Annotated in this window: 11 protein-coding genes; 5 read left to right on the top strand and 6 right to left on the bottom strand. The window is 68.0% G+C overall.

The genetic code is table 11. From position 1 onward, the window contains the following. Positions 1–7 precede the first annotated feature (7 nt). Together folP and orn are read right to left on the bottom strand one after the other, a co-directional pair. Positions 8–919, bottom strand: coding sequence for a dihydropteroate synthase (folP, locus tag FHW84_RS15640; protein WP_208399818.1), 912 nt, complete (start codon positions 917–919; stop codon positions 8–10). A gap of 33 nt (positions 920–952) precedes the next feature. Further along, a complete protein-coding gene (gene orn / locus FHW84_RS15635) occupies positions 953–1513 on the bottom strand; it encodes an oligoribonuclease (protein ID WP_167256899.1) in 561 nt (186 codons plus the stop codon). Positions 1514–1632: 119 nt separating this feature from the next. Here orn and sbcB point away from each other — a divergent pair, with 119 nt between their 5' ends. Together sbcB and FHW84_RS15625 are read left to right on the top strand one after the other, a co-directional pair. Then, complete coding sequence (sbcB, locus tag FHW84_RS15630; RefSeq protein ID WP_167257000.1) at positions 1633–3084, top strand: exodeoxyribonuclease I; 1452 nt, start codon at positions 1633–1635, stop codon at positions 3082–3084. Between the two features lie 12 nt (positions 3085–3096). Next, entirely contained in the window at positions 3097–3783 is a 687-nt protein-coding gene (locus FHW84_RS15625) for a DUF2461 domain-containing protein (protein ID WP_167256898.1), read from the top strand. A gap of 216 nt (positions 3784–3999) precedes the next feature. Here the strand turns inward: FHW84_RS15625 and FHW84_RS15620 are convergent, their stop codons facing one another. Continuing rightward, entirely contained in the window at positions 4000–5313 is a 1314-nt protein-coding gene (locus FHW84_RS15620; RefSeq protein WP_167256897.1) for an MFS transporter, read from the bottom strand. A gap of 350 nt (positions 5314–5663) precedes the next feature. Between FHW84_RS15620 and aqpZ the strand changes: the two genes are divergently transcribed. Next, positions 5664–6362, top strand: a complete 699-nt coding sequence (gene aqpZ / locus FHW84_RS15615; RefSeq protein WP_167256896.1) for an aquaporin Z — start codon at positions 5664–5666, stop codon at positions 6360–6362. Positions 6363–6434: 72 nt separating this feature from the next. On the opposite strand, the gene FHW84_RS15610 is transcribed toward aqpZ, so the two are convergent. The 3 genes from FHW84_RS15610 to ligA form a co-directional block, all read right to left on the bottom strand. Next, positions 6435–6596, bottom strand: a complete 162-nt coding sequence (locus tag FHW84_RS15610; protein WP_167256895.1) for a DUF5668 domain-containing protein — start codon at positions 6594–6596, stop codon at positions 6435–6437. A gap of 122 nt (positions 6597–6718) precedes the next feature. After that, positions 6719–7705, bottom strand: a complete 987-nt coding sequence (gene epmA, locus FHW84_RS15605; RefSeq protein ID WP_167256894.1) for an EF-P lysine aminoacylase EpmA — start codon at positions 7703–7705, stop codon at positions 6719–6721. Then, positions 7702–10086: an NAD-dependent DNA ligase LigA gene (gene ligA / locus FHW84_RS15600; protein WP_167256893.1), complete on the bottom strand. Its 2385-nt coding sequence runs from the start codon at positions 10084–10086 to the stop codon at positions 7702–7704. The genes epmA and ligA overlap by 4 nt, the downstream gene beginning before the upstream one ends. 400 nt (positions 10087–10486) lie before the next feature. Between ligA and FHW84_RS15595 the strand changes: the two genes are divergently transcribed. Together FHW84_RS15595 and FHW84_RS15590 are read left to right on the top strand one after the other, a co-directional pair. Beyond that, complete coding sequence (locus FHW84_RS15595; protein WP_167256892.1) at positions 10487–11953, top strand: MFS transporter; 1467 nt, start codon at positions 10487–10489, stop codon at positions 11951–11953. Positions 11954–11990: 37 nt separating this feature from the next. After that, entirely contained in the window at positions 11991–13187 is a 1197-nt protein-coding gene (locus FHW84_RS15590) for a cation:proton antiporter (protein ID WP_167256891.1), read from the top strand. Positions 13188–13264: the final 77 nt, after the last annotated feature.

The following is a 13264-nucleotide window of genomic DNA, read 5'->3' as shown; positions in this document are numbered from 1 at the left end:
TGGTTGCTTATTCGTCGTCGGGCCAGCGCGGCGCGGCCGGACGCGGGTCCTTGCGCGCCGCGGGCTCCCCTGCAGCCACGGCTTGCCATACCGCCAAAGCATCGACCGTAGCGGCCACATCATGTACACGCACCATACGGGCGCCACGCTGCACGGCGATGAGCGCGGCGGCCACCGAGCCGGCCGCGCGCTGCGCGGGATCCTCGCGGCCGGTGAGCTTGCCGATCATGGTCTTGCGCGACAGCCCCACGTAGCAGCCGCTGCCCAGGTTGCCGAAGCGCTCCAGCGCGCGCAGCAGGGCCAGGTTGTGTTCCAGCGTCTTGCCGAAGCCGAAACCCGGGTCGACCAGCACCAGCCGCTTGTCGATGCCCGAGAGCTCGCAGGCGAACAGCCGGTCGGTAAGGAAGCGGTGCACTTCGCCCACCACGTCGTCGTAGCGCGGATCGTCCTGCATGCCGCGCGGCTCACCCAGCATGTGCATCAGGCACACCGGCACGCGCAGTGCGGCGGCGGCGTCCAGCGCGCCGTCGCGGCGCAGCGCGTAGACGTCGTTGATCATGCCCGCGCCGGCGGCCACCGCGGCACGCATCACCTCGGGCTTGGAGGTGTCGACCGCGATCGGCAGCGAGGTGTGCGCGGCCAGCTGCTCGATCACCGGGATCACCCGGCGCAGCTCTTCCTCCAGCGGCACGTCGTCCGCGCCCGGACGGGTGGATTCGCCGCCCACGTCGAGCATGTCCGCGCCCTCTTCCGCCAGGCGCAGGCCATGCGCCACCGCCGCTTCCGTGGTGGCGTGGCTGCCGCCGTCGGAGAACGAATCGGGCGTGACGTTGAGGATGCCGACCACGCGCGGACGGTCCAGCACCAGGCGGCGGCCGTTGCAGTCGAGCACGGTGGCGAAGAGATCGGCGGCGGACATGGTCACTCCTGGCTCAAGCCTGCGGCGCGGCGCTCAGCCGGCGCCGCCCAGCGCGCCCATGAACTGGCGGTAGTAGCGCAGCTCCTCGATGGAGTCGCGGATGTCCGACAGGGCGGTATGCGCGGACTCCTTGCTGAAGTTCTTGCAGATGCTCGGCGACCAGCGGCGCGACAGCTCCTTGAGCGTGGACACGTCGAGGTTGCGGTAATGGAAATAGCGTTCCAGCCGCGGCATCTGCCGGTGCATGAAGCGGCGGTCCTGGCAGATCGAGTTGCCGCACATCGGCGACTTGCCGGCCGGCACCCAGGCCCTGAGGAACTCCACCGTGGCCGCCTCGGCCGCCGCATGGTCGTCGGCGGAAGCCAGCACCTGCTCCCACAGGCCGGACTTGCGGTGCTGGTTGCGGTTCCACGCATCCATCGCCTCCAGGCGCTCCACCTCGTGGCGGATCGCGAACACCGGACCCTCGGCCAGGATGTTCAATTCCTTGTCGGTCACGATGGTGGCGATTTCGAGAATCGAGTCGTTATCGGTATCCAGACCGGTCATTTCCAGGTCGATCCAGATCAGATTTTCTTCGTTCGCTAGGCTCATGCTCCCTCCTGGGCGCGCAGTCTAGCAGCAGCGGAAGCCCGCCCTGGGCGGTGTATGCCCATTGGCCGGCCATCCTGTGCAAGCGGACACACCTGGACGGCCATGCGATCATCCCCGGCATGCAGACGTTCTTCTGGCACGACTACGAGACCAGCGGCGCCGATCCCTGGCGCGACCGCCCCCTGCAGTTCGCGGGCATCCGCACCACGATGGAGCTGGAGATCGTCGGCGAGCCGGTGATGTTCTTCGGCAAGCCCCCGCGCGAGCTGCCGCCCGCCCCGGAGGCCTGCCTGATCACCGGCATCGCGCCGCAGCAGGCCGAGCGCGACGGCGTGGGCGAGGCCGAATTCGCCGCGCGCGTGCACGAGCAGCTGGCCGCGCCGGGCACCTGCGGGGTGGGCTACAACTCGCTGCGCTTCGATGACGAGTTCACCCGGCAGATGCTCTACCGCAACTTCCACGAGCCCTACGGGCGCGAATGGGAGAACGGCAATTCGCGCTGGGACCTGATCGACCTGGTGCGCATGTGCGCGGCCCTGCGCCCCGAAGGCATCGCCTGGCCGACCCGCGAGGACGGCACGCTCAGCTTCCGGCTGGAGCACCTGGCCAGCGCCAACCATCTCACCCAGGAGCGCGCGCACGACGCGCTGTCGGACGTGCACGCGCTGATCGACCTGGCCCGCCTGATCCGCGTGCGCCAGCCGCGCCTGTGGGACTGGCACTACGCGCTGCGCCGCAAGCAGAAGGTGTTCGAGCTGCTGGACGTGGTGAACATGACGCCGGTGCTGCACGTGTCCTCGCGCTATCCGGCCAGCCGCTATTGCCTGGCCATGGTGGCGCCGATCGCGGCGCATCCGACGCGGCCGGGCGAGATCATCGTGTACGACCTGTCGGGCGACCCTTCGCTGCTGCTGGCGCTGGACGAGGAAGAGATCGCCGACCGCATGTTCACCGCCCGCGCCGACCTGCCCGAAGGGGTGGAGCGCATCCCGCTGCGCACCGTGCGCGCCAACCGCTCGCCCGCGCTGGCGCCGCTGTCGGTGCTCAAGGGCACCGACACCGCCCGCCTGCGGCTGGACGTCGAGCGCTGCCTGGCCAACCGCGACGTGCTGGCCGCCGCCCAAGGCCTGGCCGAGAAGCTGCGCCGCGTGTTCCAGCGCGCCAGCGACCTGCCGCCGCCGGCCGATCCGGAGCTGGCCATCTACGGCGGCTTCCTGCCCGACTCCGACAAGCGCCTGCTGGCCGAAGTGCGCGCCACGCCGCCGGAACAGCTGGGCACGCGCGACTTCCCGTTCCGCGACCCGCGCTATCCCGAGCTGCTGTTCCGCTACCGCGCGCGCAACTGGCCGCACACGCTGACGCCGGAGGAACAGCAGCGCTGGGACGCGTTCCGCCGCGACCGCCTGTTCAAGTCCACCCCGCTGACCGGCCTCACCCTGCCCGACTACTTCGCCCGCCTGGCCCAGCTGCGCGGCGAACTGGCGCAGGATCCCGGCAAGCTCGCCCTGCTCGATCAACTGCAAGCCTGGGGCGAAGAGCTCGCCGCCGACCTTGCGCCCCTGCCCGCCTGACCCCTACCGACCATGGCCAACGCTTACTTCACGCCTGCCACTTTCCGTTTTCTCCGCGCCCTCGAACGCAACAACAACCGCGAATGGTTTCTGGCGCACAAGCCGGAATACGAACGCGACGTGCGCGATCCGTTCCTGCAGCTGATTGCCGACATGCAGGCGCCGCTTACCAAGATCAGCGCGCATTACCGCGCCGACTCGCGCAAGAACGGCGGCTCGCTGTTCCGCATCCATCGCGATACGCGCTTTTCCAACGACAAGCAGCCGTACAAGCCCTGGCAGGGTGCGCGCTTTTTCCACGAGCGGCGCCACGAGATTCCGGCGCCGTCGTTCTATGTGCATATCCAGCCGGGCGATTGCTTTGCCGGCGGCGGCATGTGGCATCCGGAGCCGGATGCGCTGAAGCGTATCCGCGCCTTCCTCGCCGACAATCCGGCGGCGTGGAAGAAGGCCACGCAGAGCAAGGCGTTCCGCGAGCATTTCACGTTCTGGGGCGAGGCGCTGACGCGGCCGCCGCGCGGGTTCGATCCGGCGCACGAGCTGATCGAGGACATCAAGCGGAAGGATTTTGCCGCGGGCGAAGGCTTCGACGAGAAGCTGGCCTGCTCGGCGGAGCTGCGGCCGTGGATGGTGGAGACCTACAAGCGGCTGGCGCCGATGGTGGATTATCTGTGCGCCACGCAGGAACTGGATTTCTGACTATTGAGTCCCTTCTCCCCTCCGGGGAGCACGCGGGGAGCGCACATGGATGTGCGCGGCTTTGAGGAGCGAGGAAGGTGGCGGCAGCCGGATGAGGGGCGGGTGCTCGCGGAAGAAGATCGACGAAGCGTCGCTCGCTTTTATGCTTCCGCTTCACCGCTCCGTAGGTCCCCCTCACCCCAGCCCTCTCCCCGCAGGGGAGAGGGGGCAGAGGCGTCAGCGCTCGTGGAACTCGCGCTGCGTCGTCAGCAGATACAGCGCACACCCCGCACCGATCACCGCCGTCAGCGCCACATAATGCGCCGGCGCCATCGCGCCCAGCTTCGCGGCCAGATAAGCAATCAGCGGCGGCGTGATCGCGCCGAACACCGCGTACGCGATGTTGTACGAGAACGACAAACCCGAGAACCGCACCACCGGCGGAAACGCCGCCACCATCACCGCCGGCACCACGCCCACCACGCCGACGCACAGGCCGGCCAGCGCGTACAGCAGCATGAAATGCTCCGCGCCCTGCGCCAGATCGCGATACAGCAGATAGGTGGTGACCAGCAGTGCCAGCGAGCCGGCCAGCAGGGACCGGCCACGCCCGAAGCGATCCACCGCCACGCCGCCGGCGATACAGCCGAAGCACAGCATCAGGGCCGCCAGGCTGTTGCCGTGGAAGGCCAGCGTCTGCGGCAGGTGGAAACTGCTCTGCGCCAGGGTCGGCGTCATCAGGATCACCACCACGATGGCCGCGGTAAGCATCCAGGTCACCAGCATGCTCAGCAGCACACCGCCGAGCTGCCCGGTCATCACACGCTTCAGCGGCAACTCGCTGGCCAGCTCCTTGCGTTCGCGCATCTGCGCGAACACCGGCGTCTCGCTCAGCCAGCGGCGCAGCCACACCGCGAAGAAGCCGAACACGCCGCCCAGGATGAAGGGCCAGCGCCAACCGTAAGCCAGCACTTTTTCCGGCCCCAGGCCGCTGATGCCGGCGGCCACCAGGGAACCGATCAGGATGCCGGCGGTAAGGCCCGAGGTCAGGCTGGCGCAGGCAAAGCCCACGCGGCCGGACGGCGCATGTTCGGCCACGAACACCCAGGCGCCCGGCACTTCGCCGCCGATCGCCACGCCCTGCACCACGCGCAGCAGCAGCAGGAGCATCGGCGCCAGCACGCCAAGCTGCGCATACGTGGGCAGCAGGCCGATGCAGAGGGTGGGCAAGGCCATCAGGAACACGCTCAGCGTAAACATCCGCTTGCGCCCCGTGCGGTCGCCGAAATGCGCCATCACGATGCCGCCCAGCGGCCGCGCCAGATAGCCCGCCGCGAAGATGCCGTACACCTGCACCTGCGCCAGCCACGGCGGCATATCGGCCGGGAAGAACAACTGGCCCAGCACCTTGGTGAAGAACACGAACACCACGAAGTCGTAGAACTCCAGCGCACCGCCCAAGGCGGCAAGCGCCAGGGTGCGCAGGTCGTTGCGGTTCCAGCGTGGGGCGGGCGAGTCCAGCGGGGGAACGGACGGAGCGGCTTGCGTCATCGTGGAGACGGCATCGTGGGGAAGAGTTGGCGGAACATAGCACCCGCCCTGGCCAAATACTCACACCCTCGTCATTCCGGCGCAGGCCGGAATCCAGTGGCGATAACGTTCGATTGTCGCGAGGACATTCAAAAGCGGTGTCTTGGGGCGATACGCCCCATGCCGTGCACCGCTACTGGATTCCGGCCTGCGCCGGAATGACGGCCTTGAGTGCCGCCATCACATCACGGCTGTTCCCATGACCGCACCGTTTGCGTAGGCTAGCGCCGCGCCGGACAGGACGACCGGGGCTGTAGGGGCAACAAGAACTTTTTGCTTTTCCCTTCCCGCCTTCGCAAGGAGACCTGCTCATGAGCATTGGCAAGCGTTTGACCGCCGAATTCTTCGGCACTTTCTGGTTGGTATTCGGCGGCTGCGGCAGCGCGGTGCTGGCTGCGGCGTATCCGGATCTCGGCATCGGCTTCGCCGGCGTGGCGCTGGCCTTCGGCCTGACCGTGGTAACCATGGCCTACGCCGTGGGCCATATTTCCGGCGGGCATTTCAATCCGGCCGTGACCGTGGGCCTGTGCGCCGGCGGCCGCTTCCCGGCCAAGGACGTGGTGCCTTACATCGTGGCGCAGGTGATCGGTTCGATCGCCGCCGCCGCCGTGCTGTACGCGATCGCGAGCGGCAAGGCGGGTTTCGATGCCACCGCCGGCTTCGCCTCCAACGGCTATGGCGAGCATTCGCCGAATGGCTATTCGCTGCACGCCGCGATCGTGGCCGAGCTGGTGCTCACCGCGTTCTTCCTGCTGGTGATCCACGGCTCCACCGACAAGCGCGCGCCGGCCGGCTTCGGCCCGCTGGCGATCGGCCTGGCGCTGACCCTGATCCACCTGATCAGCATCCCCGTCACCAACACCTCGGTGAACCCCGCGCGCAGCACCGGCGTGGCGATCTTCCAGGGCAGCTGGGCGCTGCAGCAGCTGTGGGTGTTCTGGCTGGTGCCGCTGATCGGCGGCGCGATCGGCGGCTTGATCTACCGCCATCTGCTGGAAAGCAAGGACTGACGGAAACGACGAAGGCCGGGCGCCGGGGGCATCGGGAAGATGCTCCGGGCGCCCGGCCTTCTTTTATGCGCTTCAGCTGGTGCGGCGGAACATCATGCCCACGCCCAGCGCGATCAGCGCCAGCGGCCACCAGGTGGCGAACAGCTGGCCCAGGTGCAGGTCGAAGCCGAGGTTGCGCAGCAGGAACAGCGCGCCGATCGCGATCAGGATGATGCCGGGGACGCTGGGTTTCATCGGGTTCTCGGGGTGGTTAGGCGACGGCGGCCACTCTGCCACAAGAGCGTAGGTTGGGGTGAGCGCAGCGAACCCCAACGTTGCGGCAGTGTTGGGGTTCGCTGCGCTCACCCCAACCTACGTCAAGCCTCGGCGAACGGAAACGCCAGCACATCCGCGATCGCATCCGTCCCCGCCAGGCACATCAGCAGGCGCTCCATGCCCATCGCCACGCCGGCACAATCGGGCATCGCATCCAGCACCGCCAACAAAGACTCATCCAGCGGAATCTCGCGCAGCCCACGTTCGCGCCGCACCGCGTTGTCGCGCTCGAAGCGCCTGCGCTGCTCCGCCCCGTCGTTCAACTCGTGATACCCGTTGGCCAGCTCGTAGCGCCCCAGGAACAGCTCGAAGCGCTCGGCCATCGGCGGATCGCCGGGGCGGATGCGCGCCAGCGCGCACTGGCTGGCCGGGTAGTCGTGGATCACCGTGATGCGGTCGCGCGGAAACGCCGGCTGCAGCTTGTGGGTGATCAGCAGATCGAGCCAGTCGTCGCGGCCCAGTCCGTCGGGGCCGATGCCGTATTCGGCCAATGGCGCGCGCAATTCGTCGATCGGCGCATGCAGCGGATCGATGCCCAGCTCGTCCAGGAACAGTTGGCGATAGCTTTCCACCACCACTTCGGCACGCCGCCCGGCCATGGCCAGCGCGGCTTCGACCAGGGCGATGGTTTCCTCCATCAGCTGGCGATGGTCCCAGCCCACGCGGTACCACTCCAGCATGGTGAACTCGGGGTTGTGGCGGCCGCCGGATTCGCCATTGCGGAACACACGCCCCAGCTCGTAGCAATCGCCCACGCCGGCGGCGAGCAGGCGCTTGAGCGGGTATTCCGGCGAGGTGCGCAGCCAGCGCTCGCGCGGGCCGGCGTCGACGTGGCCGCTGAAGCTGGCGCTGAAGCTTTCGATATTCGGATCGGTATTGCCGGCCGCCGACAGGATCGGCGTCTCCACTTCCAGCACGCCGCGGTCGGCGAAGAACTGGCGCAGCAGCGCATTGAGCTGCGCACGCAGGCGCAGCGAGCCGCGGTCGCCGGGCAGTTGCACGATGCGGGCGGATTCCTTCGCCGTCATGCGCCGCCCTCGTGCTCGGCCAGCAGCGCCAGCAGGCGTTCTTCGTCCCATACGTCCACACCCAGCTCCTGCGCCTTGTCCAGCTTGGAGCCGGCCGCTTCGCCGGCCACCACGAAGCTGGTTTTTTTCGAGACCGAACCGGAAACCTTGGCGCCCAGCGCTTCGAGGCGCTCCTTGGCTTCATCGCGGGTCAGCCCGGCGAGCGTGCCGGTGAGCACCACGGTCTGCCCTTCCAGCGGCGCGGCTTCGGCCTTGGCGGATTTCGGGATGGCGTCCAGCAGGCGTTGCATGGCCGCTTCCGCGTCTTCCAGGGCCTTGAGGTTTTCCCGGTCGGCCAGGAAGTGCTCAAGATTCGTCGCCGCCGCCGACGGCACCCCGGCCACCACCCAATGCGCGGCCCCCGCGTCCGCCAGCTGCTTCACGCTGCGGTAGTGCTGCGCCAGCAGCTGCGTGCTCTTGGGACCGAGCTTGGATACCTTGGCGGTATCCAGCAGCACGTCCAGCCCCAGCTTGCCGCGCAGCTTCGGCGACGGCGCGCTCTCGTCGCCGAGCACGATGCCGGAGGCGAGCAAGTCGTCGACCACCTTCTGGTTGCCCTCCTGGGCGAAGAAGCCGTCGATGGAGTTGGCCACTTCGTCGCCGATGTCCGGCAGCACGCGCAAGACCGGCGCCGGCGTGGAACGCACCAGCTCCAGCCGGCCCAGCCACAGGGCCAGCGTCTTCGCCGTGCTCTCGCCGATATGCATGATGCCCAGCGCATACAGAAACCGCGGCAGCGTGCTGCGCTTGCTGGCCTCGATCGCTTCCAGCAGGTTCTCCGCCCACTTGGTGGCGACCTTGCCCTGCTTCACCGTCTCCGGCGTGGTGCCGTCGCGCTCGTCGGCGCGGCGTTTCATTTCGAGGAAATCGTCCAGGGTGAGCTTGTAGAGATCGGCCGGCGTGTGCACGTAGCCGAAATCCACCAGCGCATCGACGAAGCGCTCGCCGATGCCTTCGATATCCATGGCACGGCGCGCGGCGAAATGGATCAGCGCCTCCTTGCGCTGCGCGGCGCAGATCAAGCCGCCGGAGCAGCGCCATACCGCCTCGCCCTCCTCGCGCAGCAGCTCCGAATTGCACACCGGGCAGTGCGATGGCATATGCCATTGCTTGGTGTGCGGCGGACGCAGCTCGGGCATCACCCGCACCACTTCCGGAATCACATCGCCGGCGCGGCGCACGATCACCGTATCGCCTACCCGCACGTCCAGCCGCGCCACCTGGTCGGCGTTGTGCAAGGTGGCATTGCTCACCGTCACACCCGCCACCTGCACGGGCTTGAGGCGCGCCAGCGGCGTGGCGGCACCGGTGCGGCCGATATTGATCTCGATCGCCTCGACCGTGGTGGTCTGTTCCTGCGCCGGGAACTTGTGCGCGATGGCCCAGCGCGGCGCGCGCGAGACGAAGCCCATCTCGCGCTGGCCTTCGTAGTCGTCCAGCTTGTAGACCACGCCGTCGATATCGAACGGCAGGCTGTCGCGCTTCTCGCCGATGCGCCGGTAATACGCCAGCAGCCCCTTGAAGCCCTTAGCCGTGCCCACCTCGTGCGAGACCGGGAAACCCCATTCGCGCAGCTTCTGCAAGGTGGCCGAATGGGTGGCGGGAATCTCGCCGCCCTCCACCACGCCGATGGCGTAGGCGAAGAAGCTCAGCTTGCGCTTCTTGGTGATGGCCGGATCGAGCTGGCGCAGCGAACCGGCCGCGCCGTTGCGCGGGTTCGCCAGCACCTTCTCGCCGTGCTCGCGGGCATGCGCATTGAAGGCCTCGAAATCCTTGCGCAGCATGATCACCTCGCCGCGCACTTCCAGCACGCGCGGCCAGTCCTTGCCGTGCAGGCGCAGCGGGATGGCGCCGACCATGCGCAGGTTGGCGGTGACGTCCTCGCCGGTGGCGCCGTCGCCGCGCGTCGCGCCCTGCACGAACACGCCGTTCTCGTAGCGCAGGCTGATGGCCAGGCCGTCCAGCTTCGGTTCCACCGAGAACACGGGCTCTTTCCGCTGCAGGGTCTGCTCGATGCGGCGCTCGAATTCCGCCACTTCGCGGAACCGCTCCAGCTCCGTCTCGCCTTCCTGCTCGAAGGCATTGCTCAGCGACAGCATAGGAATGGCGTGCTGCACCTCGGCGAAGCCGCCGACCGCGCGGGCGCCCACGCGGCGCGTGGGCGAATCGGACGTAGCCAGCTCCGGATGCTCGGCCTCCAGCGCCTCCAGCTCGCGCAGCAGGCGGTCGAACTCGATGTCGGTGATCTCCGGATCGTCGAGCACGTGGTACCGGTAATTGGCGCGCTCGATCCGCTCGCGCAGCTCGGTGGCGCGGACCTCAGGTTCAGATGAATGGCTCATGCGGGGCTCCTCATGCCGCGCAGTTTACTAAGACAACCGAAAGCCACGCGCCCTGGCCTCGTTTTCGCTTGATCCATCGCATCGGGGCCATCAGGACCACCGGCCAGGCGATCCGGGCATGCCCGCCCGTCCCCGCGCCGCCTGTCGCCGCCCAGGCACAGGGCGGCCCATTCGGCCTCGACCAAACGCTGCGTTACCACGACACAGCAGGAGGTGGAAACGCGGCAGCCAGCGGATCGCCTACGACGGCCGCTCGCCCCGGTCGCGACTGCCAAAGCCTTCACAGCCCTTGCACAGCGGCAAGTTGCGCCAGCGTGCAAGGCCCATGGGGGCTCCCCTGCGGCTCGCCCCAATCCGCGGCTGCATCGGCAGCTGCCATAGCAGCTATCATGCGCAGGTCATGTCCGATACCTCCGCAGCCACGGAAGTGCCGCCCGAACTGGGTACGCCCAACCCCGGCACACCTCCCGCCCCGCCTCCCGTCTCCTCGCGCGAGCGCTACCGCGGACTGATCTGGCTGGTCGCCGCCAGCTTCTTCATGCAGGCGCTCGATTCCACCATCGTCAACACCGCCGTGCCGGCCATGGGCGAAGCGCTGGGCGTGGCGCCGCTGGGCATGCGCATCGCGCTCACCAGCTACGTGCTGACCCTGGCCATCTTCATTCCCGCCAGCCCCTGGATGTGCGACCGCTTCGGCACGCGCCGCATCTTCGCCGCGGCCATCGCCATCTTCACCGTGGGCTCGCTGCTGTGCGGCATCTCGCAGACCCTGCCCCAGCTGGTGGCCGCGCGCGTGCTGCAAGGCCTGGGCGGCGCCGCACTGATGCCGGTGGGCCGCTATGTGCTCGTGCGCAGCATCGACAAGCGCGACTTCGTCGGCGCCATGAGCACGGTGGCCACGGTGGGCCTGCTCGGTTCGGTGATCGGTCCGCTGCTCGGCGGCGTGCTGGCGGAGTACACCTCGTGGCGCCTGATCTTCCTGATCAACGTGCCGGTGGGCATCGCCGGTTTCTGGATGAATCGCCGCGAGATGCCGGATTACCGACTGGCCGATCCGCACCGCTTCGATCTTTCCGGCTTCGTGCTGTTCGCGCTGGCCTCGGCCATGCTGCTCACCGCTTCGGAAGTGGCCAGCGGCGGCGGCGGGCAATGGCTGCAGATCGCCGTGAGCGGCGTGCTCGCGCTGATCTTCGGCGGCATCTACGTCTGGCATAGCCGGCATACCGAATACCCGGTGGCGGACCTGAACCTGCTGCGCGTGCGCAGCGTATGGGTGTCGCTGGCCGGCAACCTGTTCACGCGGCTGGGCGTGTCCGGCATGTTCCTGCTGCTGGTGCTGTTCCTGCAGGTGGGCTGCGGCTGGTCGCCGACCATGGCCGGCCTGATGATGGTGCCGCAGGCGCTGGGCTCGATCTGCGCCAAGTGGGTGATCAACCGCCTGCTGCAGCGCATGGGCTATCGCCGCTTCCTGCTGGCCAACACCTTGATCGTGGCGGTGCTGCTGTGCTCGTTCGCCCTGCTCGGCAAGGACTCGCCGATGTGGGTGATCGCGGTGATGGTGTTCGTCTACGGCGGCTTCATGGGCCTGCAGTACACCGCGATGAACACGCTGATCTACAACGACCTGGACGTGAAGTACGCCTCGATGGCCTCGTCCATGGCCTCCACCGCGCAATACCTGTCGATGAGCTTCGGCATCGCGCTCGCCTCGCTGCTGATGGAGGCGCTGCTGCAAGGCCATGCGCACGACGACTACGTGGTGTCGTTCCGCTGGACGGTACTGCTGCTGGGCATCGTCACCGCCACCGCCAGCTGGGTGTTCAGCCGGCTCGGCCGCGACGCGCCGAAACGCAGCGCAAGCGTGTAGCATGCCCCGGTCGCGATAGACCGGAAGGAACCTGAGCATGCATCACGCCGCCGACATCCTGCTCACCCTGTTCATCGTCTTCGTCGCCGCGCAGATCGGCGGGGAGATCGCGCAACGCCTGAAATTGCCGGGCGTGGTGGGCGAGATCGCCGCCGGCTGCGTGGTCGGTCCTTCGCTGCTCGGCTGGATCGCACCGGAGCAGATCGCCACCGGCACGCCGCTCGATGTGCTCGCGGAAATAGGCGTAGTCCTATTGTTGTTCGCCGTCGGCCTGGAGACGCGGCTCGAAGATCTCAAGAAAGTGGGCAAGGTCGCCTTCCTGGTCGGCATCCTCGGCGTGCTGGTGCCGTTCGGCCTCGGCGGCGTGTGGGCGCATGCGAGCGGCTACGACTGGGGCAAGTCGCTGTTTATCGCCGCCGCGTTCGTTGCCACTTCCGCCGGCATCACCGCACGCGTGCTGCAGGAGCTCAATGCGCTGCAGCGCACGGAGAGCAAGGTGATCCTCGGCGCCGCCGTGATCGACGACATCCTGGCCATGCTGCTGCTGGGCGTGGTGGTGTCGCTGCAGGGCGGCGAAGGTTTCAACGCGATGCACCTGATCACCACGCTGGTCGGCGCGATCGGCTTTATCGCGGTGATCGGTTTCGGCGGCGCGCGCGCGATGCGCTGGAATTCCAGCTGGCTGGACAAGCCGCACGGCCAGCATTCGGCGCTGGCGATCGTGCTGGCGCTGTGCCTGGGCCTGGCCTATGTGTCCACGCTGTTCGGCCTGGCCGCCATCATCGGCGCCTTCCTTGCCGGCATGATCGCCTCGGAGACACGCCAGCAGCACACGCTGGAGAAGCAGGTACAGCCGTTATTGGCCCTGCTCACGCCGTTCTTCTTCGTGATCACCGGCAGCAAGATCGATCTGCAGCAGCTGGCCAGCGCGGACGCCCTGATCACGCTGTCTGTCGTGACCGTCATCGCCATCATTTCCAAGCTCGCCGGCGGCTTCCTCGGCGCGCTGTCGCTGGGCAAGCGCGGGGCCACCATCGTGGGCTTCGGCATGGTGCCGCGCGGAGAGGTAGGCGTGGTGATCGCCAGCCTTGGCCTGGCGGCCGGGGTGTTCAGCGACCGCACCTACGCGATCATCGTGGCGATGTCGCTGCTGACGGCGATGGTGACGCCGCCGGTGCTGGCGGTGTTGCTCAAGCGCGACGGCGGCGTAGCGGAACCCGACACTCGCGGCTGACCGCCCCCTCTCCCCGCCGGGGAGAGGGCTGGGGTGAGGGGTCACTCGAAGCGTAGAAGCCGCAACGGAAAGCAAGC

The organism is Dyella sp. SG562, assembly GCF_011759495.1.
Lineage (GTDB): Bacteria > Pseudomonadota > Gammaproteobacteria > Xanthomonadales > Rhodanobacteraceae > Dyella_D > Dyella_D marensis.
The sequence above is the reverse complement of the archived record's forward strand: the minus strand, read 5'-3'. Positions and strand labels throughout refer to the sequence as shown.

Coding starts and splice junctions, on each gene's coding strand:
- folP (WP_208399818.1), bottom strand. CDS start 919: ATGTCCGCCGCCGATCTCTTCGCCACCGTGCTCGACTGCAACGGCCGC.
- orn (WP_167256899.1), bottom strand. CDS start 1,513: ATGAGCCTAGCGAACGAAGAAAATCTGATCTGGATCGACCTGGAAATG.
- sbcB (WP_167257000.1), top strand. CDS start 1,633: ATGCAGACGTTCTTCTGGCACGACTACGAGACCAGCGGCGCCGATCCC.
- FHW84_RS15625 (WP_167256898.1), top strand. CDS start 3,097: ATGGCCAACGCTTACTTCACGCCTGCCACTTTCCGTTTTCTCCGCGCC.
- FHW84_RS15620 (WP_167256897.1), bottom strand. CDS start 5,313: ATGACGCAAGCCGCTCCGTCCGTTCCCCCGCTGGACTCGCCCGCCCCA.
- aqpZ (WP_167256896.1), top strand. CDS start 5,664: ATGAGCATTGGCAAGCGTTTGACCGCCGAATTCTTCGGCACTTTCTGG.
- FHW84_RS15610 (WP_167256895.1), bottom strand. CDS start 6,596: ATGAAACCCAGCGTCCCCGGCATCATCCTGATCGCGATCGGCGCGCTG.
- epmA (WP_167256894.1), bottom strand. CDS start 7,705: ATGACGGCGAAGGAATCCGCCCGCATCGTGCAACTGCCCGGCGACCGC.
- ligA (WP_167256893.1), bottom strand. CDS start 10,086: ATGAGCCATTCATCTGAACCTGAGGTCCGCGCCACCGAGCTGCGCGAG.
- FHW84_RS15595 (WP_167256892.1), top strand. CDS start 10,487: ATGTCCGATACCTCCGCAGCCACGGAAGTGCCGCCCGAACTGGGTACG.
- FHW84_RS15590 (WP_167256891.1), top strand. CDS start 11,991: ATGCATCACGCCGCCGACATCCTGCTCACCCTGTTCATCGTCTTCGTC.